This window comes from Leptothoe sp. LEGE 181152, assembly GCF_032906605.1.
Lineage (GTDB): Bacteria > Cyanobacteriota > Cyanobacteriia > Phormidesmidales > Phormidesmidaceae > Leptothoe > Leptothoe turfae.
In genome coordinates, this window is record NZ_JASATU010000004.1 from 24,721 (window position 1) to 48,007 (window position 23,287).

General features: G+C 48.6%; 23 protein-coding genes and 2 tRNA genes. 13 read left to right on the top strand and 12 right to left on the bottom strand.

The window, feature by feature from the left end:
- Positions 1-38: 38 nt before the first annotated feature.
- A complete protein-coding gene (locus QGP82_RS02035; protein WP_006517988.1) occupies positions 39-560 on the bottom strand; it encodes a GNAT family N-acetyltransferase in 522 nt (173 codons plus the stop codon).
- A gap of 344 nt (positions 561-904) precedes the next feature.
- Here QGP82_RS02035 and QGP82_RS02040 point away from each other — a divergent pair, with 344 nt between their 5' ends.
- On the top strand, positions 905-1,630 hold the full coding sequence (locus tag QGP82_RS02040; RefSeq protein WP_006517989.1) for a hypothetical protein: 726 nt from the start codon (positions 905-907) through the stop codon (positions 1,628-1,630).
- 119 nt (positions 1,631-1,749) lie between these two features.
- Positions 1,750-2,628 carry an alpha/beta fold hydrolase gene (locus QGP82_RS02045; RefSeq protein ID WP_163664823.1) on the top strand — a complete coding sequence of 293 codons (879 nt, stop codon included), beginning with the start codon at positions 1,750-1,752 and terminating at the stop codon, positions 2,626-2,628.
- Here QGP82_RS02045 and tsaD read toward each other — a convergent pair.
- Positions 2,625-3,671 carry a tRNA (adenosine(37)-N6)-threonylcarbamoyltransferase complex transferase subunit TsaD gene (gene tsaD, locus QGP82_RS02050; protein ID WP_499056872.1) on the bottom strand — a complete coding sequence of 349 codons (1,047 nt, stop codon included), beginning with the start codon at positions 3,669-3,671 and terminating at the stop codon, positions 2,625-2,627. The two genes, QGP82_RS02045 and tsaD, sit on opposite strands and share 4 nt — an antisense overlap.
- Positions 3,672-3,935: 264 nt before the next feature.
- Here tsaD and QGP82_RS02055 point away from each other — a divergent pair, with 264 nt between their 5' ends.
- On the top strand, positions 3,936-4,436 hold the full coding sequence (locus QGP82_RS02055; RefSeq protein WP_163664819.1) for a Photosystem I reaction center subunit III: 501 nt from the start codon (positions 3,936-3,938) through the stop codon (positions 4,434-4,436).
- Positions 4,437-4,538: 102 nt separating this feature from the next.
- Positions 4,539-4,664, top strand: a complete 126-nt coding sequence (gene psaJ, locus QGP82_RS02060) for a photosystem I reaction center subunit IX (protein WP_006517993.1) — start codon at positions 4,539-4,541, stop codon at positions 4,662-4,664.
- Between the two features lie 106 nt (positions 4,665-4,770).
- Here the strand turns inward: psaJ and QGP82_RS02065 are convergent, their stop codons facing one another.
- The 3 genes from QGP82_RS02065 to lpdA are packed head-to-tail and all read right to left on the bottom strand — an operon-like array spanning position 4,771 to position 7,377.
- Entirely contained in the window at positions 4,771-5,007 is a 237-nt protein-coding gene (locus QGP82_RS02065; protein WP_163664818.1) for a DUF5340 domain-containing protein, read from the bottom strand.
- A gap of 58 nt (positions 5,008-5,065) precedes the next feature.
- Positions 5,066-5,947, bottom strand: a complete 882-nt coding sequence (trpC, locus tag QGP82_RS02070; protein ID WP_499056873.1) for an indole-3-glycerol phosphate synthase TrpC — start codon at positions 5,945-5,947, stop codon at positions 5,066-5,068.
- Positions 5,944-7,377, bottom strand: coding sequence for a dihydrolipoyl dehydrogenase (gene lpdA, locus QGP82_RS02075; RefSeq protein ID WP_006517996.1), 1,434 nt, complete (start codon positions 7,375-7,377; stop codon positions 5,944-5,946). Before lpdA ends, trpC begins: the two co-directional genes overlap by 4 nt.
- 423 nt (positions 7,378-7,800) lie before the next feature.
- Here lpdA and QGP82_RS02080 point away from each other — a divergent pair, with 423 nt between their 5' ends.
- Positions 7,801-8,025 carry a hypothetical protein gene (locus tag QGP82_RS02080; protein ID WP_499056874.1) on the top strand — a complete coding sequence of 75 codons (225 nt, stop codon included), beginning with the start codon at positions 7,801-7,803 and terminating at the stop codon, positions 8,023-8,025.
- On the opposite strand, the gene QGP82_RS02085 is transcribed toward QGP82_RS02080, so the two are convergent.
- Positions 8,016-8,804, bottom strand: coding sequence for a TrmH family RNA methyltransferase (locus tag QGP82_RS02085; protein WP_499056875.1), 789 nt, complete (start codon positions 8,802-8,804; stop codon positions 8,016-8,018). The genes QGP82_RS02080 and QGP82_RS02085 overlap by 10 nt on opposite strands.
- A gap of 291 nt (positions 8,805-9,095) precedes the next feature.
- Positions 9,096-9,179 (bottom strand) — tRNA-Leu (locus tag QGP82_RS02090).
- 247 nt (positions 9,180-9,426) lie between these two features.
- Here QGP82_RS02090 and murA point away from each other — a divergent pair.
- The 4 genes from murA (at position 9,427) to QGP82_RS02110 (ending at position 12,553) form a co-directional block, all read left to right on the top strand.
- Positions 9,427-10,800, top strand: coding sequence for a UDP-N-acetylglucosamine 1-carboxyvinyltransferase (murA, locus tag QGP82_RS02095; RefSeq protein WP_163698597.1), 1,374 nt, complete (start codon positions 9,427-9,429; stop codon positions 10,798-10,800).
- Positions 10,801-10,847: 47 nt separating this feature from the next.
- On the top strand, positions 10,848-11,720 hold the full coding sequence (locus QGP82_RS02100) for a M48 family metallopeptidase (protein ID WP_163664808.1): 873 nt from the start codon (positions 10,848-10,850) through the stop codon (positions 11,718-11,720).
- 56 nt (positions 11,721-11,776) lie between these two features.
- Positions 11,777-11,859, top strand: a tRNA-Leu gene (locus QGP82_RS02105).
- Positions 11,860-12,013: 154 nt separating this feature from the next.
- On the top strand, positions 12,014-12,553 hold the full coding sequence (locus tag QGP82_RS02110; RefSeq protein ID WP_163664806.1) for a hypothetical protein: 540 nt from the start codon (positions 12,014-12,016) through the stop codon (positions 12,551-12,553).
- Here QGP82_RS02110 and rimM read toward each other — a convergent pair.
- Positions 12,525-13,109 carry a ribosome maturation factor RimM gene (rimM, locus tag QGP82_RS02115; protein WP_163698602.1) on the bottom strand — a complete coding sequence of 195 codons (585 nt, stop codon included), beginning with the start codon at positions 13,107-13,109 and terminating at the stop codon, positions 12,525-12,527. The two genes, QGP82_RS02110 and rimM, sit on opposite strands and share 29 nt — an antisense overlap.
- Complete coding sequence (locus QGP82_RS02120) at positions 13,102-14,376, bottom strand: valine--pyruvate transaminase (RefSeq protein ID WP_163664802.1); 1,275 nt, start codon at positions 14,374-14,376, stop codon at positions 13,102-13,104. The genes rimM and QGP82_RS02120 overlap by 8 nt, the downstream gene beginning before the upstream one ends.
- A 176-nt stretch (positions 14,377-14,552) precedes the next feature.
- Between QGP82_RS02120 and glgP the strand changes: the two genes are divergently transcribed.
- Both glgP and QGP82_RS02130 read left to right on the top strand, forming a co-directional pair.
- Positions 14,553-16,679 (top strand): alpha-glucan family phosphorylase, encoded by a 2,127-nt coding sequence (gene glgP / locus QGP82_RS02125; RefSeq protein WP_163664800.1) that lies wholly within the window; start codon positions 14,553-14,555, stop codon positions 16,677-16,679.
- Positions 16,676-17,533, top strand: a complete 858-nt coding sequence (locus tag QGP82_RS02130) for a Tab2/Atab2 family RNA-binding protein (RefSeq protein WP_499056878.1) — start codon at positions 16,676-16,678, stop codon at positions 17,531-17,533. Before glgP ends, QGP82_RS02130 begins: the two co-directional genes overlap by 4 nt.
- An 87-nt stretch (positions 17,534-17,620) precedes the next feature.
- Here the strand turns inward: QGP82_RS02130 and QGP82_RS02135 are convergent, their stop codons facing one another.
- The 3 genes from QGP82_RS02135 to QGP82_RS02145 are packed head-to-tail and all read right to left on the bottom strand — an operon-like array spanning position 17,621 to position 20,221.
- Positions 17,621-18,517: a hypothetical protein gene (locus QGP82_RS02135; RefSeq protein ID WP_163664796.1), complete on the bottom strand. Its 897-nt coding sequence runs from the start codon at positions 18,515-18,517 to the stop codon at positions 17,621-17,623.
- Entirely contained in the window at positions 18,514-18,996 is a 483-nt protein-coding gene (locus QGP82_RS02140) for a hypothetical protein (RefSeq protein ID WP_163664794.1), read from the bottom strand. Before QGP82_RS02140 ends, QGP82_RS02135 begins: the two co-directional genes overlap by 4 nt.
- A gap of 13 nt (positions 18,997-19,009) precedes the next feature.
- Positions 19,010-20,221 carry an MFS transporter gene (locus QGP82_RS02145; RefSeq protein ID WP_163664792.1) on the bottom strand — a complete coding sequence of 404 codons (1,212 nt, stop codon included), beginning with the start codon at positions 20,219-20,221 and terminating at the stop codon, positions 19,010-19,012.
- A 419-nt stretch (positions 20,222-20,640) separates the two neighbouring features.
- On the opposite strand from QGP82_RS02145, the gene QGP82_RS02150 reads away from it, so the two are divergent.
- Together QGP82_RS02150 and QGP82_RS02155 are read left to right on the top strand one after the other, a co-directional pair.
- Positions 20,641-21,765 carry an aromatic ring-hydroxylating dioxygenase subunit alpha gene (locus tag QGP82_RS02150; RefSeq protein ID WP_163664790.1) on the top strand — a complete coding sequence of 375 codons (1,125 nt, stop codon included), beginning with the start codon at positions 20,641-20,643 and terminating at the stop codon, positions 21,763-21,765.
- A 124-nt stretch (positions 21,766-21,889) separates the two neighbouring features.
- Positions 21,890-23,173 (top strand): aminotransferase class I/II-fold pyridoxal phosphate-dependent enzyme, encoded by a 1,284-nt coding sequence (locus tag QGP82_RS02155; protein ID WP_163664788.1) that lies wholly within the window; start codon positions 21,890-21,892, stop codon positions 23,171-23,173.
- Positions 23,174-23,287 lie beyond the last annotated feature (114 nt).

Consider the following 23,287-nt stretch of genomic DNA (forward strand, 5'->3'; position numbering starts at 1 on the left):
AAACTAGCAAAGCTTATGGGGCAATTACCGTTTAATGCCTAATCTGGGTACCAAAACATCCCCTTAATGCCCTCTGGGTCTGGCATAAACCCTAAGTTTTTGTAAAAGTTCACAACATGGGGATCGGCAAACAGCGTAACGTTACTGATATCTTCACTGCGAAGTTTCTTGATCAGTTGCTGCATCAGTGCCTTGCCCAAACCTCTACCCTGAAAGCTAGGATGCACCACAACATCCCAAATGGTTGCATTAAAGGCATGATCTGAGGTAGCTCGGGAAAAGCCAATTAATCGTTTACGGGCCCCTTGCTGCTCCCACATGGTGACCACTAAAAAACTGTGTTGAATAGCTTTTTTGACCTTTCTTAGAGGTCGACGCGACCACCCAACAGCATCGCAGAGCTCTTCTAACTCATACAAATCAATGTTTCGATCTGTACTAAAAACAATACGAGCCACCTGGTCAGAACCGGTTGGATTTATCGCATAATCATCAGAAACAGCTTGTGTGGGCACTGATGAAGCCTCGGTGGGACTAAATAAGCTTTTCCAGAAACCCATGCAAACAAAACGGTTGGAAATATGAACTCTGTTTTAACTCTAGCAGTATAGGCCTATCCTTTCCTAAGAGGGTAAAAACATTGCTTCAGGATCAATCAAAATTACATGGCCAATCGGTAACCAGCGAGCACAGTAGTGTATGTATTTCTAATGATCTCTGTTTCTCACACCGGACACGGTTTTCCTTAGCAGAGATAACAAGACACTTTGGGTAATATTGCGTCAGGGACTTTGGAGCAAAGTCATCAAAGTTCTAATTGATGGGGTGTGTTCATGTTTCAGTTTGCCAAATGTGGTAAACCAAATTAGCCAACCGGTACAACTCATGCAGTTTCTGAATACATATGGCAGCCGGATTAAAGACATCGACAGTAGAGCTGCTGAAGCGCTTCAACCGAGCGTTTCCGCAATTTTATGAGCAATTTGTCAGTAGTGAGATTCAATTGCAAAACCTACGGCTTGCCTATCAGCTCTACAAAACCAAAAAGGCCGTTATTGAAATCAAACCGGAAGGTAATCGCAGCGCCCTCCATTTTGCCTATCGTAATCAGTCCTTTTTACTCAGCGATATCTTTGGTGTACTCACAGCCTATGGTCTAACAATCCATAGCCTCAGCCTATACGGACAGATTTATCCACCCATGCTGGTGTTTGTCAAACTGGTGGTCTCGCGTGGGGGTAAAGCCCTCAGTGATAAAACTGCCGATAACACCTGCCGGGCTATTCGAGAAGCTTTAGCCGGACGCTACGAAGTGGAAGAAATGCTCAGCGTTGAATTCAACCTCAACGCAGGCTTAGAAAAAGTTGAAACTGAATTTTATGTAGACCCAGTCTTTCATTTGCCAGCCTTACTCATCGAAGCAGATAACCAACCAGGTCTGTTTTATAAGGTCATGTATGCCATTTGGCAAGAAGATTTGCTGGTGGTGAATGCTAATCTATTGGTATGGCGTGGTCGTACCCGATTGATCTTGTACCTATTAGGCCCCAATGAGAGTTTAATTCCAGAATATTTAGGACATAAGATTGCCGATGGTATGCGCGAGCGTTTACTTGGCGGGCCTTACTAGAGAATGCGGGAACAGAGGTTATCTATTTGTTATCTGTTGATAGGTGAAGCCTTTAGCCATCGAACGTTGGATGGGACTAGTTCGAGTTTGAATGTTGTCTTACGAATGCGATTTGCACCATGGTGGTGACACCTGTCTTCGGAGTGCCCCATGTCTATGATTTCACTCCCAATTTATTTTCCACTACCACCACCCATCGTTCAGTATTAGTCTGCATTCATGGCTGGCTACTCAGTAGAGCCTATTGGCAACCTCTGATGCAGCAGCTTGCTCCAGATATTGAGTGTCTTGCCTACGACTTGAGAGGCTTTGGGGATTCAACCCAAGATCTATCTTGCCGCTCTATTACTGTAGATGCCCCCACCTACGGGCTTACGGCCTACGCCTATGATTTAAATGCATTATTAGAGGCCCTCGAACTAGAGGATGTATGGCTAATGGGCCATTCTTTGGGGGGCAGTATTGCTCTATGGGCAGCTCATTTGTTTCCAGAACGTGTGCGAGGAGTTATCTGTGTAAATGCAGGGGGTGGCATATATATCCACAATGCCTTTGAAAGATTTCGCAGCGCTGGGCAACAAATGTTAGGGTGGCGACCTCAATGGCTACAGCATCTGCCATTATTACCATGGGTATTTGCCAACATCATGGTGCAACAAACCTTGAGTTATCGTTGGGGCCAACAACGGCTGATTGATTTTCTAAGGGCAGATCCAGAGGCGGCAGCTCAGTCACTCCTAGCATCAACAACTGAAGATGAAGTCCATCAACTGCCCCAGATAGTCTCCCAGCTATCTCAACCGGTATATTTCATCACCGGGGAACAAGATATGGTTATGGAGCCTCGCTACGTACAGCATTTGGCTAGTTTTCATAAATTTTTTCGTCAGGGCAAAGAAGCAGTTGTTGCGTTCAAACAATGCGGCCACTTTGCCATGCTAGAACAGCCACTAGCGCTAGAAGCACAGATCCGCCAATGGCTGCTCCTTACCAGTTAACGCTGGTATAACTCAGCAACGTGTTCTAGAGGGAGCCGAGAATAAACTCCCAGATTTAATTTAGAACAATGTCCCTGATCAAAATGATCGCTAGCAGCACAGGCAATCATGGCTGCATTATCCGTGCAAAATTTTAGCGAGGGAATGTAAATGTTAATACCTTGCGCTGCTGCTGTCTCAGCAATTACATGACGCAAGCCACTGTTGGCAGCCACACCTCCTCCCATCACAATCGCAGGCAGGTTTTGGTCTTGGGCACAGCGCATCGCTCGTTTCACTAATGCCCGCACCACAGCGTACTGGAAGCTGGCAGCGATATCAGCTACAGGGAGTGGATCCACCCCCTCTGATTTAAGGCGCTCTACCAGCCTCAAAACAGCGGTTTTAAGACCACTAAAGCTTGCATCATAAGGATGATAGCCACCTTCTGGCAAGGAAATGTTGCCCTCTGGCAGTCGAAATGCTTTCGGGTCACCCTGCTGGGCTAATTGATCAATGATAGGGCCGCCGGGATATCCCAGAGCCAGCAAGCGAGCGACTTTATCGAAGGCTTCACCGGCAGCGTCATCTCGGGTTTTACCGAGCAATTTGTATTGACCGCAGCCATCAACTCGAATCAAGCTGGTGTGCCCACCGGAGACTAATAGACACAGGAAAGGCGGCCGCAGATCAGTGTGTTCTAAATAGGCTGCATAGATGTGTCCCTCCAGATGGTGCACACCTAAAAACGGTTTGTGATGTACCATTGCCAGGGTTTTACCAACACTCATACCAACCAAGAGAGCACCCACCAGGCCCGGTGCACAGGTGGTGGCAACAGCGTCGATATCAGCCCAACCCAATTGAGATTTAAGCAACGCTTCATTCACTGTGTCGCCAATGGTCAGCAAATGTTCGCGGGATGCTAACTCTGGCACAACACCACCATAGCGACTATGCAGGTCAATTTGGGATGCCACAACACTACTGAGCACTTGACGATGCTTCACCACCGATGCGGCTGTTTCATCACAGCTGGTTTCAATTGCTAAAATCGTGGCCATGCGTCAATTGTGTCGTCATGTAAAGTCTTGTGAGTAATTTCCCTGCCAGGGTTTGGCAGAAAGGTATGATCCCTGAGAGTCAAGTAGATCCTTAATTTAGTTCACGTTGGTTGAGTTTTAAAAGCGACTTCAATACTGCGTCGGCTAACTGATAAAGCATACACACTAGGGAACTAGTTAAAGCAGCATTACAGTTAGTTATCTAAGTTAAGAGATTCACTGAATTAATTTTTTGTCTTTTGTAAAACACAAAGGAAACATTTTATGCGACGGTTGTTTGCTCTGGCTCTAGTACTTTGCCTCTGGTTTGGCTTCGCGGCACCCGCCTCTGCCAGCTTGGCTGGAGACAACGTGGCTGGTTTGACCCCCTGTGGCGAATCTGCTGCGTTCCAACAACGTGCCTCTGCGGCCAAAACAGAAGGTGCTAAAGCACGTTTTGATTTTTATGCTAACTCCAGCCTACTTTGCGGCGAAGATGGCCTCCCCCACTTGGTGGTAGATGGAGATTTTGCTCATCTTGGTGAGTTTGTCATTCCCGGCATTTTATTCCTTTACATCGCTGGCTGGATTGGTTGGGCTGGGCGTTCTTACTTGATCGCGTCTCGCACTGCCAAGAAGCCCGAGGAGAAAGAAATCATCATCGATACTGGCTTGGCTATCAAGTCTTCTTTGGCGGGTGCGGCTTGGCCCCTAGCTGCATTCAAGGATATGGCATCCGGTGCCATGTTTGCGAAGGATGATGAAATCACAATTTCACCTCGCTAATTAATACATCAGAGGCACGGCTTGGGCTTGATGAGTCGAATCAATATAACTGGGTCGTGCTGACTTATTGTTTTTAGATGTTTTTATTCAGGACACTTTCCCATGCCCGAAGGCTTAGTAAAATACCTGTCTACAGCCCCTGTATTAGCTACAATTTGGATGCTGATCACAGCTGGTATCTTGATTGAATTTAATCGTTTTTTCCCCGATCTACTACTTCATCCTTAGGGATAGCTGACTATTTGTCACTGCACTGGTTATAGATTGGAAAAAATCCCACCTCAGTTTTCAAAGCTGAGGTGGGATTTTTTAAGATAACGGGCTTATATCTCCCTTAAATTCCTGGTTTTTCATTTAATGACCAGTAATATTCCACTGGCAACCTTGAAGCTCGGCAACTTTCTTCCAGTTGCTTTTGCTGAGACATTGCCTTACGCAGGGTAATAATCAGTTCCTGGAGTTGTTCCTTCTGTGGGGAGTGCTGATAGATAGCCGCAGTAGTTTCACGTTCCAAGAGCCTTAGTAATAGCTCGTAATGGATATGGGATGGCAGGGGAATAGGACGATCCATAGTCGGAAAATCAGAGTAGGGAACCTGAAACGGGTAGACAATAGACAACTTCCAGGGACTAGGTCATGAGCTGCCCAATAGCAGCACCGGGATCGGGCTGCCGCATCAGCGACTCACCCACTAAAATGGCATGGGCTCCAGCTTGCGCTACCCGCATAACGTCATCCGGTCGATGGATACCAGACTCACTTACAAACAACATGTCATCAGCTCTGACATGGGTTGATGCATGGGCCAACAAATCCTGCGTAGTGTCTAAGCTAACCGAAAAGTCCTCGAGGTTACGGTTATTCACACCAAGCACGTTAACCTGGTCTACATTGAGCACCCGGTCTAGTTCTTCAGCGGTATGGACCTCCACCAGGGCAGTCATTCCTAAGGCTTTAGCGATTCGCGTAAAGTAACTCAAATCCTTGTCTGACAAAATGGCCGCAATCAGCAAAATAGCATCAGCTCCATAGATTCGGGCCAGATAAATCTGATAGGGATAAATGATGAATTCCTTACATAGAATCGGCAGGCTTATGGCGTGACGCACTTGAGCAAGATAGTCAAAACTACCCTGGAAAAATTTTTGATCGGTAAGCACCGATAGACAGGTAGCGCCACCTTTTTCGTAGGCGGTTGCGATCGCAACCGGATCAAAATCTTCCCGGATCACCCCCTTACTGGGGGAGGCTTTCTTTACCTCAGCAATCACAGAGGGTGATGTCTTACCGCTACGTAAAGCCGCAGCAAAATCTAATGGAGGAGGTGCCGTCAAGACCTGCCGTTGTAACTCTGCCAGCGGTGTTTTTCCCCGCAGACGCTCCACTTCGACTTCCTTGTGCCAAACAATTTCCTCAAGGATATGGCGGGGTTCACTATCAGGAACCTTCACCTGATAGCGCAGAGTATCAACAGCTACCGCAGGATTGGGAGGACGCCGTCTAATCTTCATGCCGTCACCTCAGCACGCTTAAAGGCCTCATCTAACACCTCAGATAGCGTTGGGTGTGTATGGACGATAAAGGACAGATCTTTAACGGTTAACCCCTGAGCAATAGCATTAGCAGCCTCTTGAATCAGGTCCGCTGCATGGATACCGATAATGTGAGTTCCCAGAATTTCCCCCGTGTCCTTACGGTAGATTACCTTAGCCAGGCCATCAGATTCATTTTCTGCCAGCGCTTTGGAGTTGGCTTTGAAGTAGCTGCGTACGGCACCAATCTTAAAACCTTCTGCCGCAGCTAGCTCTTTAGCCGCAGGCTCAGTAAGACCGACAAAGCTCACCTCTGGATGGGTAAATGCGGCGGCCGGAATACTGCGATAGTCAACGGTACGATTATTTTCCAAAATATTTTCAACAGCCACCACACCCTGGGCTGAGGCAGCATGGGCCAACATCATCTTGCCAGTGGCATCACCAATAGCCCAAAGATGGGGTATAGGCTCACCATCCCGCAGAACTTCCATACGGTCATTTACTGGGATAAAGCCACGACGGTCAGTTTCAATAGCCAGACTTTCTAAGCCCATATCCTTCGTGGCAGGGATGCGCCCAGTTGCCACCAGGCAAGCATCAACCTCTAGCACATCGACCGTTTCCTTCGTTTTTAAATCAGCCAGCTCAATGGTCACTGGAGAGCCAGGTGTAACGGTCTTAGCAATCACACCCACATGGGTATCAATATCACGAGGGTCGATGAGAACGCGCTTAGCGATTTTGGCGATGTCCGGATCAAAGGTGGGCATCAGCTGGGGCAAAGCCTCAATCATACTGACTTCACACCCCAAAGCCGTATACACATCAGAAAATTCTAGACCGATATAGCCACTCCCAATAATGGCCACCCACTGAGGTAGCCAGTCCAGCTTAATTGCTTCGTCGCTGGTAAATACGGTTTTACCATCAGTCTCAATACCAGGGGGCACAAAGGGAACAGACCCTGGCGACAGCATAATGTCCTTAGCGGTGTAGGTCTTTTCACCATCAGCCGTGGTCACAGTCACTTTCTGAGTGCCGGCCAGCTTACCCCAACCGCGAATCGTATCTACACCCAGTCGAGTCAGACTATTGGTTAAGTCACCCTGGATCTTGCTAACCAAGTTACTGGCATGATCAGCAATGGCAGAGCGCTCAAACTGCACGTCTCCCACTTGAATGCCGAAGGACTGTAGATGATGCTTGTCGCGCAATTCGCGGACGCGACCAGATGCAGCCAACAATGCTTTCGAAGGTATACATCCTCGATTAACGCAGGTGCCTCCCATATCAGCCGCTTCAATAATGGCGGTCTTTAACCCGCTTTTCACAGCGTGCAATGCCGCCCCATGACCACCGACACCGGCACCTACGATGATTAGGTCATAATCAAAGGATGAACTCACAACGATCTCCTGTTTCAGCACATTTGCGACCCCTTAGTTATTGAATTGATGCCGTTTGCCTAAGGTAGAAAACGACATGGGCAACATAGGGGCAGAATCCATTCTCAACTAGATTGTGGATATTAGACAACTTGATATTGAGCAATTATTTTCAAATTTGTTAGATTCGATATCTGTCTGACTAAATACCTGTAGATCCATTTTTATCCCCAAGGCCAGTTCCTAACGAACAGAGCTCTTTACAAAAACGTAGTTAACTTTCTACTTTTGCCTAGACTTGGAACATCTTGGCTAGGGTTAGATTCACAAATCTCATTACTAAAGACCCCACACCAATTGCGATCGCTAAAATCATAGACATTGCTCAGTCAATGTTAAGCAATTCAGCAATGGTTGAAAGGGCCTACTAACGAGGCAAGATCAATGGATAAACGTCAGCTAAGGCAGTCTGCTGTTGCCGATTTTCTGCAATCTTTGGAGCACCTGGATGAGCTATTAGGCGATACAACGGATACGCTCGTTTTAGATAATGGGCCTCAAGAACCGGAATCAGGTCAAGATGAATCGCGATCTTCCCAGCCACATCAGCCTCGCAACATTCAAAAAAACCACGCTCGTCAAGATCCGCCTAACTCTCATCAACCGTGACGCTGACGTTTGGCTTCGTAAAGCATTAGAGCTGTTGCGATCGCAACATTCAACGATTCCACACCAGCCGCCAATGGGATTTTGACCTGATGTGTGGCTAAATCCATAGCTTGCTGCGACAGCCCAGCGCCTTCGTTTCCCATCAAAAAAACAGTCGGTTGCCGCAGATCTAAATCCCAGTAGTCCAGGGAAGCTGTAGGGGTAGTGGCCACCAGCTGTACATCTAAGCTTTTTAAGTCATTCAATGTAGCAATGGTCTGCATTGGTAAACGAAACCATTGCCCTGCCGTAGCCCGTAGCACCTTGGGATGATCTACGTCTACGCTATCGGTTGTGAGCCAGATGCGATCGCATCCTGCTGCCGCTGCTGTACGGATCACCGTACCCAAGTTACCTGGATCCTGTAACCGTTGCAGCGCCACACCCAGGGAAACCCTTTCTACAAGCCTGGTGGACTGAGCAATGCGCCGCGCAATCGCCACCACTCCATCCGGGCTGACAGTGGTACACATACTGACTAGCACATCAGGACTGACCAAGCGAATATCAGTCCCCAGCCGCCTTAAGCAGTCCAATAAATCCCCATGGGTATGTCCCCAGTTTTCTGTGAACGCGACCTGAAGCAATGGATATTCAACAGCACACGCTTCCTGTAAGAGATGAGTTCCTTCTAGCAGAAACACATTTTGTCGTCGCCGCTCCTTAGCCTGATGCAGCTTTCGAAACTGCTTGGCCAGGGGATTTTTAGTGCTGATAATTGTTGTCAGGTTTTCTAGCATTCAAATGCTTTATCACTCAGACCTTGCCGTTGGGCGCAGTCTGCTTTACTCACCACATTGACAGACTCAATAAACAGTAAAGGATACAAGTGTATCGATTGCTACTGCCAAATGCCCAACCAGCTCACTATCAATTTCCTGAGCAATCAATCAATAATTGATAAAAAAGTCTGAATAAATAAGGAAAACTAAAGCACTTTATTGCCGCCATCTAACAACAACAAAACGATTCAGAATAGTTTGAGTCAAACATCAGGACAAAAACCAGACATAAAAGTACTGAATTAAAAATGCGGAACCCGGGACTTGAACCCGGAAGTCCTTGCGAACACTAGAACCTGAATCTAGCGCGTCTACCAATTCCGCCAGTTCCGCTTAGGGCTATAAAAGTAACCGTAGTTTACTATCGTCTAGCAATCAGACTGATTCGTCAATCCCCAGTTTTGGCCTTTTAAGGACGATTTTTCGCTTTTCAAAAGAATTAAAACACCTATTCAACGACAAAAGGATATTAATATGGCTTAACAAATAAGTACTTTCAGGTAGAATCGTCACCATTGTTAACAAAAGTGGCTAGATTGCCATTTTTATGTTCTTGTGTGGCTGAGTCTCTTTATTGAATTTGGAGGACATTATCATCAATACCTCACTTCAGGCTGATCAACGCTCCTCCAGCGAGTCCTCACCTGTTATTGAAATTTGGGGCAAACAGCCCCTCAGTGGCCATATTTCCGTCAGTGGAGCCAAAAACTCGGCATTGGTCGTTATGGCAGGTTCAATTCTGTGTTCGCAGGATTGTCGGATTCGCAACATCCCTGATTTAGTAGACATCGGTCGCATGGCGGATGTGCTCACTGCCTTGGGTGTGAAGGTGTCTCGCCATGGAGACATGCTGGATGTAGATGCCAGTTCTATCAGTCATTCCCGTGCACCTTACGAAATCGTTAGCAAACTTAGAGCCAGCTTCTTCGTCATTGGCCCTTTACTAGCCCGTCTAGGCGTTGCCCGGGTACCGCTGCCAGGAGGCTGCGCCATTGGTGCTCGCCCTGTGGCTCTTCACATCCGAGGACTACAGGCACTGGGTGCAGAAGTACACATGGACCATGGTATTGTTCATGCCTACGTACCTGGCACCCGCAATCGCTTAAAAGGCGGAAAAATTTATTTAGATTACCCCAGCGTTGGTGCAACAGAGACCCTGATGATGGCAGCTACCCTAGCTGAAGGGGAAACCATCATTGAGAATGCCGCTCAGGAGCCAGAGGTACTGGATCTAGCCAACTTCTGTCGAGCCATGGGTGCACGCATTCGTGGAGCAGGCACAAACACCATCACCATCGCTGGTGTTCCTCACCTTCATTCCACCGACTACGGCATTATTCCAGACCGAATTGAAGCGGGTACGTTCATGCTTGCCGGGGCTATCACTAAATCCCCCATCAGCCTGTCGCCCATTCTTCCAGAACACCTAACACCTGTGATTGCCAAACTGGCAGAAGCTGGCACCAGAGTTGAAATGGAAGGCCACAATCGCGCCAGGATCATTCCCGGTGAACGGCTTTTACCCATCGAAATTGAGACTCGCCCCCACCCAGGGTTTCCCACCGATATGCAGGCCCAGTTTATGGCGCTGACCACCCTTGCAGACGGCGATAGCGTCATCACAGAAACCGTTTTTGAAAACCGGTTACAGCATGTTGCTGAGTTCAACCGCATGGGTGCAAATATTCGCCTGACTGGGAATTCTGCTGTAATTCGCGGCGTTCCATACTTGTCAGGGGCTCCGGTGACGGGCACTGATTTGCGAGCCGCCGCCGCCCTACTAGTGGCAGGCTTGGCTGCTGAAGGCAAAACCACACTGCATGGGTTACAACACCTGGATCGCGGCTATGAAAACATTGAGGCTAAGCTAGCCGCAGTCGGGGCTAAATTACGTCGAATCCCAGACCCTGCGCTAGCGTCTACGGATATGGCGAATCCGGCAGTTATCGTTTAGGTGCAGACCGCTACACTGTAGCTTAGTAAAGCTCAGCGATAGGGGAGATGGATGGCGTGGGTGAGAAATGCATTTTAACCGGATTACGAGCTAACCATTTTCGCCATCCCCTCGATCTACGGGCGACGGAATCTCTTAAGCAACTACCAGGCTTAGACCTGGCCATTCGCGCTCTGCTACGTCCCACAGCAGAGCAATTTTTTTACCTAGAAAATATTGCGACCAGTGTTTTGGTGGGCCCCCAACAGCTACCAGACATCCATCAGCTATTGGTTGAGGCTTGTCAAATTTTAGACATAGAAGCGCCTCAACTTTATGTGAAGCAGCATCCCGTTCCCAATGCTTATACCTTTGCCATGCGAGGTAAGCAGCCGTTTATTGTGGTGCACACCTCATTGATCGAGCTGCTGAATGCCAAGGAACTGCAGGCAGTCATTGGCCATGAACTAGGGCATCTCAAATGTGACCATGGCGTATATTTGACCCTGGCTAATTTGCTGACATTGGCCGCCAGTCAGCTACCGTTGGGTCCAGTATTGGCTCAAAACCTACAAAATCAGATTCTGGAATGGGTGCGATGTGCTGAGTTTACGTGCGATCGCGCCGCCCTTTTAGTCAGTCAGGAATCCAGAGTTGTAGCCTCGGTGTTGATGAAATTAACGGGAGGCTCCCCCACCCTCTCCCCTCAACTCAACTTAGACGCATTTCTCGCTCAAGCAAACGCGTACGAAGATTTAAACTATGACCAACTGGCAATTTTTCTCAAACAATTACGCACCCAGGAGCTGACCCACCCCGTCCCAGTGCTACGTGCTAAGGAAATCATGCAATGGCATAACACCCTCAATTATCAAAGGCTACTACAAACACGCCGTCTGCAACTAAATGAAGATGCCAGAGGCGGCTGGCGAAACTGGTAAATGGGAAAAAGGGGGTTACAGAGGTGGCTGAACTCTGTATAATGTTAAAGCTATTCGGGCGGATGGCGAAATTGGTAGACGCACCACACTCAAAATGTGGCGGCCTTTGGTCATGCGAGTTCGAGTCTCGCTCTGCCCATTGAATATTGGTCAACATTCTTATCATTTTTTTGGTGTGGAGATGTTCTATGAACATCTCCACACTTTGCATTCTGACGAGAATTTATACTCATCTTTGGGAAATCTAGACCAACGGAAAACAATGCAATGCCTGGATAGGCACTGAGGGAAGGTTGGCTAGTACATTCCAGTTGGGTCACTCCCCACACAACGCCACGTTTTATCACGTTCATCTCCTAACCCATCAAGAAGAATGTCTATTTGGTGATGTTTTGGGAGAACATACACAGCTCAATCCTTCGGGGCAAATTGCTGCAGACGAATGGCAACAGATAGCCGCCGCCCATCAGCGTGATATTGAGCTAGACCATTGGACAGTACTCCCCAATGGTGTACGAGCATTAATCGCCGTAATCCAAAGCGACGCAAAATCTGTATGCAGCTACAGTTTGCAGCAAAGCCAGCCAAAACCCCGTGCTCTCTCATCCTTTGTCGCTGGGTTCAAAGCTGCAGCTGCTAAGCGCATCAATCTTGTCAGAGGCGTACCAGGAGCTCCTGTATGGCAGCGGGGTTACCAGGAGCAACGGATTGATGACCCTACAACCCTCGAACGGATCCGGCAACTACTAACCAGCCAGGCCCAAGCGGCAGGACTTGTTATCGACAACCGACAGCCGCATAACGCTAATCAATTAAGCCATCCGGTGGAGTAATCTCAACACGCCCTTGCGTTAAATCAACCACCGGCACTATTGCTTCTACAAACGGAATCAGAACTGTTCGCGCTTTTATTTGTCCGTTATCTTTGGTAGCCTCCTCTGGCTGATCTGACGCTAAAGCGACCTCCAGCAAATCGTTACCGGCTCGATACACATCAATTACCGACCCAATTTGCTCTCCAGTCTCCTGCAAGATCACGGCTAGTCCCATCAGATCGCCCACATGGAATTCCCCCGGTTCAAGGGGCAAACGATCGTCAGCGGGTATCAACAGCTGTGCATCACGCAGTATCTCTGCTTGATTGCGATAATTGATACCAGCCAGTTTGAGAATATACAGGCCTTTACCCTCTTGAAACCGCCCCTTCACCAGCTTGATGGGTTCTGGGTTAGCGGCTCCTGGCTTGAGCAACCAACGCTCGCCCGGCTGTTCAAAGCGTTCTGGAAAATCGCTGTCGGGATAGACCCGAACTTCGCCATTCAAGCCATGGGCACCAACAATACGGCCAATGGTGAGCCAGTCGATTGGGGATTGAGAATTGTTAGGCATGGGTTGTCGACTGCCCGTAAATGTCCTCAGTTAGCTGGGCCAAACGACGAATTGCGATCGCAATTCGCTCTGCGGTATCCGTCAGGCTAATCCTAAAGCACTGGTGTTTATGGGTCCAATCGTCACGCAGACCAGGGAAAAATGGACTACCGGGGACAATAATCACCCCGTAACGTTTCAAGGCTTGATAAAACGCCTGATCATCTATGGGGAGATCCTGAAGCCACAGCCAGGCAAATATGGAACCTTCTGCCTGGTGTAGGTACCAGGGAACATCTGGCATCGTCTCGTCTAAAGTAGCTTCAATGACTGAAAATTTCTGCTGATAGTGGGGACGAATCACAGTCTTAGCAATGTCAGCTAAAGCCCCTGAGGCAATGGCATGGGCAGCAATCGCCTGACCATAGCGAGAGGAATGAATACAGAGATTGGTCTGAAAAGATTCCAGCACTCGAATGGTCGCTGCATCACCCATGGCAATGCCTACACGCTCACCGGGTAATCCGGCTTTTGAAAGGCTGATGCAGTGAACTACGTTAGGCGTCAATATCGGCGTCATCTCAGTAAAATTGAGGGCCGGGAACGGGGGAGCATAGGCTGAGTCAATAAAGACGGGGACATTGGCCGCCAGACGGGCAATGCGTTGCACCTCTTCGTCGGTGAGAACATTGCCTGTGGGATTACAAGGTCGAGAAAACAGCACAAACCCGGTCTGTTCAGTCACCGTCAGCTGGCTGAAGTCGGGGCGATATTTGAACCGATGGGCGGCAGCATCCACCTCCAGGGTGGGTCGATACGCTCGCACAGCCTCGGGATAAAGCGAAACACCACCATACCCGGTATAGTCAGGGCTTAAGGGTAAAAGAATTTCCTTGAGTTTGCCCTCAGAGGTGTAGCCACCCAAGGCATTGGCAGCCAGAAAGTACAGCGACTGACTGCCGGGGGTAATCAGGATATTCTCGGCGGTGAGGCTCAGGTTATAGCGTTGATTAAAATCAGTTGCGATCGCATCAATCAATGGTTCATAGCCTCGGCTAGACCCATAGCGACACACCACCTCGCCGTAGTCTGAACTGGCCAATAAATCAGTGGTGCAGTCGCGCCACAGCTGCTCAACCTCAGGCAAAATTACCGGATTGCCTGCACTTAGGTTAATAAAGTCTGCAGACTGTCCCGACTGAAGGGTTTCGATGATATCTTTCATGATTGCCCGCACCCCTGTGAGGTGGGACATTTGTTGACCAAACTGGGTAAGTGCTGGAGCCATGAACTATTGCCTTATGAGGCTAAATTAATCGCTACAATCGTTGCCCCGTCATAGACAGGGCAAACAATTAAAAGACAGATTTACGACTGGTTTACTATACCGCAGCAAGTCTCAGCTATTTTTCTGCCCACATTAGGTACTGATCCGTGCCTCTGTTATTTACCTCTCCTTCACCCATGAATCTTCGTCGCTCCCTCAGTGCAAAGCTTCCTCCTCCACTCAAACCCTTAACCCAGTTCATTTATAACTATTGGTGGAGCTGGACCTCTGAGCGTGGGTCCCTATTTCGGGTGCTGGCCCCTGACCTTTGGCAAGACTGTCAGCACAATCCTGTAGCGCTTATGCAGGCAATTACTCCAGAACGTCTGTGGCAGCTTGCAGAAGATCCAAACTACCTCAAACGATTACAAACCCTAGCCGCTGAGTTTCAAACCTATCTCCATAGAGACCATACCTGGGCTCAAGAAGTAGCCCCTAGTATTACCTCTGATAACCCAGTTGCCTATTTCTGCATCGAGTACGGTATTCATGAATCTCTACCGCTGTACTGTGGCGGTTTGGGCGTGTTAGCTGGCGATCACCTCAAATCAGCCTCGGATTTAGGGCTACCAATGGTGGGTGTGGGCCTGTTATACCACCAGGGCTATTTCTCCCAGCGCCTTAATCGCAGTGGCTGGCAAGAAAGTCATTACAGGAGTAATGACTTTGAAAATCTGCCGCTGATTCCGGTATGCAATGAGCATGGGCAACGGCTCAAAATTCGGGTCATCATTGGCCAGCGCATGGTTAAAGCTCAAGTATGGCAGGTGCAAGTTGGTCGTAGTCTGCTGTACTTGTTGGATACAGACATTATTGAAAACGATAGTGAAGACCGACACATCACGGCCCAACTCTACAGTGGTGACCCGGATAAGCAATTGGCCCAGGAAATGCTTTTGGGTATCGGCGGTGTACGTATGCTGCAGGCGTTGGGCATTGAGCCTGCCATTTATCACCTGAATGATGTGCATGCAGCCTTCGCTTTACTGGAATTGGCAAGGTTTGAACTCGAACAAATGGGCGGCACCCTAGATGATGTCAAATCCTATGTGTGCGATCGCACCCTCTTTACAACACATACACCAGTGCCCACAGGCCAGGCATTTTCCGTGGGGATGATGGAGAACTATTTTGCCGATTATTGGCCCAGATTGGGACTAGAGCGTGAAGAATTCTTGGCCTTAGGACATCAAGCCTCAAGTCCTGACGTGTTTAGCATGACGGCTTTAGCACTACAGCTGACCCGGACGGCTAATGCGGTGAGCAAGCGCCACGGTGAGGTATCTCGACAGCTCTGGCAAAACCTCTACGCCGAGCGCTCAGACAAAAAAGCCCCCATTGGTCATGTCACTAACGGCATCCATGCCCGCAGCTGGATTGCCCCACTTTTAGAAGACCTGTATCAAGACTATTTAGGCAAACACTGGGCCGAGCGCATCAGCGATCCAGAAACTTGGAGCAAAATTGAACATATTCCCGACGAACGTCTATGGCAGCGGCACCAAATTCTTAAAGCACGGCTAATTGCCTACACGCGAGACCGGGTGCTTAAGGCCAGGCGCGATCGCAAAGAATGCTCCGATGACATCAATGCAGTAGAGCGTCTGCTGGACCCTAAAATCCTCACCCTCGGCTTTGCCCGACGATTTAGCGACTATAAACGCAGTGACCTGATTTTTCGCGACCTCAGTCGGCTCACCCGAATTTTCTCTAATCAGAAGCGACCGGTACAGCTAATCATCGCCGGTAAAGCTCGGCCCAACGATACCGCTGGCAAGCGCATCATCCAGCGAGTCATGGAATGGAGTCGTCACCCAGACCTGCGAGACCGCATTGCCTTTATCGAAGACTATGACATGTATACGGCCAAGCTTATGGTCCAGGGCATTGATCTTTGGCTAAATACGCCCCGTCGCCCCCTGGAGGCCTCTGGCACCAGCGGTCAGAAAGTAGCCCTCAATGGCGGCATTAATTTCAGTGTGTTGGATGGTTGGTGGTGTGAAGGCTACAAGCTCCACCTCAACGGCTGGACAATTGGTGAAGATGCGGAAACAAGAGATCAGGACGTTCAAGATACGATAGATGCAGAATCGTTTTATTCCCAGCTCGAACGGGAGATTGTGCGTCTTTATTATGATTGCGATCGCAACCACGTTCCTCGCGCCTGGGTAAAACGAATGAAAGCCTCGATCCGTACCATTGCACCTATTTTCAATAGCGATCGCATGGTGTCTGACTACGTCAACCAGCTCTATATTTCATGAGTCCCCCCTGGCAACTCGACTTTTACCGACGCCCCTTAAAAAACACAGACAATCAGCCCCTATGGGAGTTACTTGTGTGTACTCCAAACATGGATTTCAGCTATGGGGAAACCTGCCCGCAGCCTGAAGCCGATGCCATGTGGCTACGTCATCAGATTAAGCAGGCCATCCACCGAGCAGGCTATCGCCCCAAGGTGCTACAGGTCTTTCGGCCCCAGACCCAAACCCTAACGGAAGTAGCCTGTCGAGAATTGGATATCCCGGTAGGGACCCAACGGAGGCTACCTACCTTAAAACAATGGCTGCGGCAACGTAACGCCTGGTATTCAAATCTCAAAACCTACACGGGAGAAGCCTATTCGCCATTTGCCATTGAGCGATCGACACCAATTCCTCTGCCAGATAATCTGTGGGGTGAAACGTGGCGGTTTGCGGGTCTATCCAACGCCGATCTGCTGCGGTTTCAATACGAAGCGATACCGGTGCGTTCCATCCCCAAAGAGCTACTACCTTTGGAAATTGGCCTATCTAGCACGGTCCTCATTCCGGGTGTAGTGATTGATGGTGGTCAGCGCTCCATGGCGTTGACTCAGTGGTTAGATTCGACGCAACCTGCATTTTTGCAGTATATAGCGGGTCAGCCGGATGGACTGATCTTGGAAGCGGGACTTTGCGATCGCTTCGTCCTTACCACCTTTGAAGACAGCGATGTACGCGGTGCAGCTAATGCCTTTGAACAACGCAAAGTAACGTCCAAAGGCTTACATTTCCTGCTCATCCGCCCCGATGATTCAGGCATGACCTATAGCGGTTTATGGTTATTACAAGAATCGCCGGATACACAGATCGGTTAATCCGCTAGCCATACCATGGTTCCTCTCAGAGGATCTTGGGTGTAGAGACGTTCCATAGTTAGTCTCTACACCCAAGACTAACTATCCCTACACATGGAAAAATATTTTTTGGATCAACCAAAATATCCCCTGGGGTAAGGGCATCCAAAGAGGCATCAGTATTAGCAACCCTAAATAAGTACGAGCGATAAAACTACTTTTTGCCTGGATTAACCCCATGACCATTAGTAGGGCACCAAACCCGATCACTGGAATCACAGCATAAGTCGTAATCACAAACACTATGAGTGTCCAATCTCGCTTTTGATACAGCCAACGGGGCACCTTTAGCAAAAAGCTAGCAGCGACTAGCCCCTCAATCAAAATCGTCCAGTAGGACAGCACTAAACTCGCAGCAGCCATACGAGGTGTTGTGGCTAGCTCTTGCGGATTTAACACAGCCGCTGACGCCTGCATGGTTTCAAAAATATGACGATTCTCGGCAAGGGTGGTCAGGTTCAACCCACCAAAGAGAACAGCCCCCATGGCTAAACGGCTATCTAGCAAAAATGTCAGATGCAAAAAAGAACCGTCTAAATATTCGCCACCGATAAATTTCCAAAGGGTGGCAAACAAGAAACATAACCCTATCAGCCAGCGAGAATTCCAGCGCAGTACCTGCTTAGGCTTTTGGCTCCAAACTGCAATGGTGCACACCAACACCCAGTAAGTGTAGAGATATTCGTGGTTGACTAAAGTAGACCAGTGCCAAAGGTTATTAAATACAAGGCATGCGCTCATGCCTAGCCATACCCAGGGCCGACGCACCAAGCTTGGATTGAGCAACATAGCTGCCGCTAAAAGCTTTTCTGGCAACATGGTCCACAGCCAGTGATCAATGCCATGCAGCAGCAGCAGCAGCGTTGTCAGCCGCAGTACGAGCAAATAAGTTGGCGGTTCTAGCAGATTATCTAGCCATTGATTCCATTGTTTGACCCAGGTCATAGCTCAACCTCAACCGGATCAGCAATCGGCTCATAGACAATGGTCTTACCGTCATACACCAAGCGCCACGCCTGTAGCTGAATTTTAGTATCGCAACCCTGCTCACGATTTTCCCCATAAAGTTCAGCAATAGGATTCTGAGAATCTATTGAAAGCAAACGCTGGCCCACGCGGCTTAACTGTTGGAGTGTTGGAAAGGTGCTGACATGAATATAGGTTTCAGCCTTCAAAAATTTAGGCGATGCAGCCACCAGCTCAGGCAACATGATTTCTTGCTGCTGCTGGCAATCAATTAGACGGGTTTTAATGACACGACGCTCGTCACGGTCAATGGAGGCAAACATACCAAACCCACCCCCATGCCACGGACTCAGACCAAGCGTTTGCACCAGTATGATTTGCCTGAGCGCAACCCCAGTTAACAGTAGGGGAATGGCCCCTATTTTGAGAAAGTTCAGCAGCGACTGCTTAAGAATCATCAAACGTTCGCTTTTATCGATACATCCAGTTCAACCCACCTACTGTAGCAGCGATAATTGCCGCTATGTAAAACACGTTGGTGTCTGCGGCGGCCCACACTGGACCAAAAATGAACGGGGAGACAAACTGACCAAGAGAGGCACAACCTGTACCAATGGCTAGCAATCCTGAACGTTGGGCATCAGGGGATAGATCGGCTAACGCACTGTAGAAATTTGGCATTACCAAGCCAAACCCTAAACCAAAGAGCAATCCGGCCAGTAGCATTAACGGCGGAGAGAGCACATTAGGGATAGTCGCCAACGAAATGGCCATCAGGAAAAAGCCAGATGCGATCGCACCACCAGCTCCCAACCGTTTTGAAACCTTAGCTGCACCTACCGCTGCAATCACCGCCGCACCTACTGAACGAGCAGATAACACAAAGCCGTTTAACAAGGAAGATGCGTCGATCGTCTCCTTGAGATAGAGCGGTGCATATACAACTACTACATAAAAAATGGCTGAGGCTGTCGCCAGAGCTAGCAAAAGCAGCAACACACTACTCTGCTGAAGAGTTTTGCCAATCTCCCCAGTTTGAGGCATACCAGACGCACGGCGACCTCCTTTAGTCAACACCAACAAACCCGCCAGAGCCACTGGTACCCCTAAGCCATAAAGAGCAAAAGCCCAGCGCCAATGGTATAACCCCAGCCAGCCACCCAAAATTGGGAAAATAACCGTAGCCGTAGCTAAGGCACTGGTAGCGTAGCCCATCATGCGTGTACGAGCTTCGCCATCATAAAGATTACTCAAAATACCAATACTGCCTGCCCCAATGCCACCGCTAGCAATGCCCACTAGCGCCCGCGACAGCAAAACCCCCCAAAAACCTTGGGCCAATGCACCCAGGCTACCAACAATCGCATACCCCAGCAGGCAAGATATCAAAATACGCACACTGCCTAAGCGACTTGCCAATAGACCAAATACAAGACTAGCCAGAGCCGTAGTCAGCGTATGGGTGCTCACTAACACTCCAGCCCAACGACTACTCAGCTCAAACTGAGCCACAATTTCTGGAAAAACGGGTGCAACGATGGCTCCAGCCGCACTCGACAAACAGCCTGCCATCATCAGAACAGCCAACACCTGCCAAGACTGGCGTCTTGGCGATGAGGGGGGTGGTAATTTATCAAGCCGTTCTAGCTCAGGGGGAACCGGTTTCTGATAGACAGTGGTCATAGGGGGGAACACAGTAACACTTGCAGGAAACGCACCTCCACGGGCCAGTCGTTCGCGACAAGTTAATAGATGTTAACATTACCCATAACTGGTTATTAAGGTTAGGTATAAGCAAAAACTTATACCTAACCTTAATAATGCTGTTACGTGCATATCTCTACTTTGATTTGAGGTGGCTGTCCATGTTGTAGCCGACGGCTCAAATATTTTTATTGGACTTCATTGCCAGTTATCGAAGCGTCACTAAATCGCATCGGTAGGATGTTGACTACCGTCATACTGCAATCACAATGAAATCCGATTTGAGTCGATAATCTGAGTTTACTAGGGCTTTACTCAGCAAAAATCAAGTTAGGTCTCGTACAGTGGAAAGACTTTAATGATGATAATTTTTTAACCTGTAATTCTAGCTTTAGAAGATGGAAGCATCTACTGTTCTCAAAGGTCAACCCATATATCGCCGCGCACGTGCTGTTGGTATCAACCCTAACTATTGGTATCCAGTTTTTTGGGCTGATCAGCTCAAGCCCGAGGAAGTAGTATCTGTCCGAGTTTGGGAATCTTCTTTGGCGCTCTATCGTGATGCCAATGGAGACGTTAACGCGCTAGCGGATGCCTGTCCCCACAAAGGAGTAGAACTGCATCAAGGAGAGGTTCACGGCAACAATCTGGTCTGTCCCTACCATGGTTGGGAGTTTGATCAAGAGGGTCAGTGTGTTAGCATCCCTTACTACCCAAAGGAACAAAAGTTACCCTGTGCCCAAGCCCGTCGCTACCCTACTCGCGAAGCCTATGGCATTGTTTGGGTTTTTCCAGGAGATGCTGAATTAGCTGAACACCAACCTTTACCAGAAGTACCTCAATATAATCAGCCAGGCTGGTTTATGGTGCGTATTCCTGGACATTTTCAGGCCCATTTTTCCATTTGTAATGAAAATACAATGGACGTCTTCCATGGGTTTTTACACAAAGATCTGCAGGGCTGGTATGACCCCAAGCTGCTCAATTTAAAGCAAGATGACAACAGCGTATCAGCCGATTACCAAGTCTCTTATAAGGGCTTTCTGAGTAAGCTTCTGGGATTAGGCACTAAAGGCAGTGACAGTAGCACCCGCAACGTCTCTATCCGTTATCAATACCCCCACTATGCAACCGCCTTAGAGTCAGTTTCCTCGCTTTATCTGATGCGGTTGCCCATCGGCCCCACCGAAACAAAATCCTTTTCTCTAATGTTCCTAAAGCTGCCACTACCCCAATGGTTACTGACGGGTCCCGTAGCCAGAATGCTCGAAAAAGTGATTTTGAACAGTATTTTTCTTAAGTTTCTACATCAAGACGTAGAAATGATGGAAAGTGAACAACGTAATTACTCCATCGACCCCCATCGCAACTACGTCGAAGTTAATCCAGCAATTATTGCTCTACAAAGAGTCATAGTCAGTCAATATGAGCATTTAGAAGTTTCGCATTCATCTTCTTTAGAAGCAGCCAAAGAGTCTTCTATCCCACCATCTCAGGAGGTTAGTAACGGTATGCTTGTGTGATTCGCCCGCTTGGGGATACCCAAGCCTCCGTTGCCAAGGCCTGTTGTACCTATAGGTTCATCGGCTTTCTAGGCTCAGACCTTGGTTGATTGATATGCTCAATGTAGGTGATGAGGAGTAAATTGTGGAAGTCGTTAATGACTACGTGCAGCGTTTACATGCAAGCGGGTTATACCCTGACAAGTTTATTTGCCACCATAAAAATGGCAATCAGATTGATGTAGAAGAACAGGGAACTGGTAAACGGCATCAGGTTCTGACGTTTTGTACCAACGACGTGTTAGGTATGGCGCAAGATGATGCTGTCACACAGGCTGCTATCGACTCCATTCGTCGTTATGGCACCTCAAACAGCTCTTGTTCAGTCCTAAGTGGTCGCATTGACTTACATCGTCAGCTAGAGGAGGAAATTTCTGCTTTCAAGCATTTGCCCCATACTCAGTTGTTTCTTAATGCATGGATGGCCTTACAGGCATTAATGGATGGTTTTTGCCATCTAGCAGTACCTGTTCAAGGGTTCCAGCATACCCGTGAGACGATTATCTTTAGCGACGTGCTGAACCACGGTTGCATTATTGCAGCCGTGGTTAATGCCGATAATCGCTCAGGTAAGATGTTCGGCCATAGTCCCAAGGTGCGGGTCAAAGCCTATCGTCACTGTGATATGGACGATCTAGAGCGTAAGATGCGCCGCTATGTGCGTCCTGATGACCGGGTGATTGTAATTTCTGACGCGGTCTTTTCCATGGATGGTGATGTGGTACCGCTGCCCCGCATGTTAGACATCATGGAAGACTACCCCGGCAGCGTTGTGGTCATGGATGAAGCCCATGCCAGTGGTGCCATTGGTGGAAAAGGTGAAGGCATTTACGACCACTTTGGAATTACTCCCCAGTCTGTGATTGACCGTGGCATTGTACCCATCATCATGACGACTTTTTCAAAGTTTGCAGGCTCCGCAGGTGCCGCCATTAGTGCCTCAAACCGAGAGCTCATTGACCTTTTGGATGTGTCCCCCACCTCCATCGGTACTATTTCTCTTCCCCCACCAGTCACCGCAGCAGCATTAGAGAGTATCCGCCAGGTACGCAGTCAGCCAGAACGCGTGGCTAAGTTGCAGTCTAATACTCGTTATCTGCGCTCTAAGCTGATTGCTGCTGGTTTTGACGCCATCGGTGAGACTAACGTTGTCCCCGTATTGCTTCCCCCTGACCTAGATCCCAAATCCTTTGCTCGCGCCCTCATGGAAGAACACGGCATTTGGGTTTCGGCCATCTGGTTTATTGCTAAGCCTCGCTTACGGATTACGGCCAATGCGCTTCATACCCAAGCCGAAATGGATCGGCTAATAGAAGCCATGGTTGCTGTCCGTCAGAAGCTTGGCGGTGCGGTTGCTCAGTACGCTTAGGTAAAAAGGCAATAGGGAGTAGGGCATAGGTAATGGGGGAATAAACTCAAATTTATTCCTTAAGATGTGGCTTTATTTTGGTTTCATCTCCTACTCTCTACTCCCCAGTTCCGA

What these genes read in the sequence shown, in the direction of transcription:
- psaJ (WP_006517993.1), top strand. Translation starts at nt 4,539, where the DNA reads ATGCCCGAAGGCTTAGTAAAATACCTGTCTACAGCCCCTGTATTAGCT.
- QGP82_RS02145 (WP_163664792.1), bottom strand. Translation starts at nt 20,221, where the DNA reads ATGACCACTGTCTATCAGAAACCGGTTCCCCCTGAGCTAGAACGGCTT.
- QGP82_RS02055 (WP_163664819.1), top strand. Translation starts at nt 3,936, where the DNA reads ATGCGACGGTTGTTTGCTCTGGCTCTAGTACTTTGCCTCTGGTTTGGC.
- QGP82_RS02130 (WP_499056878.1), top strand. Translation starts at nt 16,676, where the DNA reads ATGAGTCCCCCCTGGCAACTCGACTTTTACCGACGCCCCTTAAAAAAC.
- QGP82_RS02080 (WP_499056874.1), top strand. Translation starts at nt 7,801, where the DNA reads ATGGATAAACGTCAGCTAAGGCAGTCTGCTGTTGCCGATTTTCTGCAA.
- trpC (WP_499056873.1), bottom strand. Translation starts at nt 5,947, where the DNA reads ATGAAGATTAGACGGCGTCCTCCCAATCCTGCGGTAGCTGTTGATACT.
- QGP82_RS02150 (WP_163664790.1), top strand. Translation starts at nt 20,641, where the DNA reads ATGGAAGCATCTACTGTTCTCAAAGGTCAACCCATATATCGCCGCGCA.
- QGP82_RS02035 (WP_006517988.1), bottom strand. Translation starts at nt 560, where the DNA reads ATGGGTTTCTGGAAAAGCTTATTTAGTCCCACCGAGGCTTCATCAGTG.
- tsaD (WP_499056872.1), bottom strand. Translation starts at nt 3,671, where the DNA reads ATGGCCACGATTTTAGCAATTGAAACCAGCTGTGATGAAACAGCCGCA.
- QGP82_RS02120 (WP_163664802.1), bottom strand. Translation starts at nt 14,376, where the DNA reads ATGGCTCCAGCACTTACCCAGTTTGGTCAACAAATGTCCCACCTCACA.
- QGP82_RS02140 (WP_163664794.1), bottom strand. Translation starts at nt 18,996, where the DNA reads ATGATTCTTAAGCAGTCGCTGCTGAACTTTCTCAAAATAGGGGCCATT.
- QGP82_RS02065 (WP_163664818.1), bottom strand. Translation starts at nt 5,007, where the DNA reads ATGGATCGTCCTATTCCCCTGCCATCCCATATCCATTACGAGCTATTA.
- QGP82_RS02135 (WP_163664796.1), bottom strand. Translation starts at nt 18,517, where the DNA reads ATGACCTGGGTCAAACAATGGAATCAATGGCTAGATAATCTGCTAGAA.
- QGP82_RS02100 (WP_163664808.1), top strand. Translation starts at nt 10,848, where the DNA reads ATGGATGGCGTGGGTGAGAAATGCATTTTAACCGGATTACGAGCTAAC.
- QGP82_RS02085 (WP_499056875.1), bottom strand. Translation starts at nt 8,804, where the DNA reads ATGCTAGAAAACCTGACAACAATTATCAGCACTAAAAATCCCCTGGCC.
- QGP82_RS02040 (WP_006517989.1), top strand. Translation starts at nt 905, where the DNA reads ATGGCAGCCGGATTAAAGACATCGACAGTAGAGCTGCTGAAGCGCTTC.
- glgP (WP_163664800.1), top strand. Translation starts at nt 14,553, where the DNA reads ATGAATCTTCGTCGCTCCCTCAGTGCAAAGCTTCCTCCTCCACTCAAA.
- QGP82_RS02045 (WP_163664823.1), top strand. Translation starts at nt 1,750, where the DNA reads ATGGTGGTGACACCTGTCTTCGGAGTGCCCCATGTCTATGATTTCACT.
- rimM (WP_163698602.1), bottom strand. Translation starts at nt 13,109, where the DNA reads ATGCCTAACAATTCTCAATCCCCAATCGACTGGCTCACCATTGGCCGT.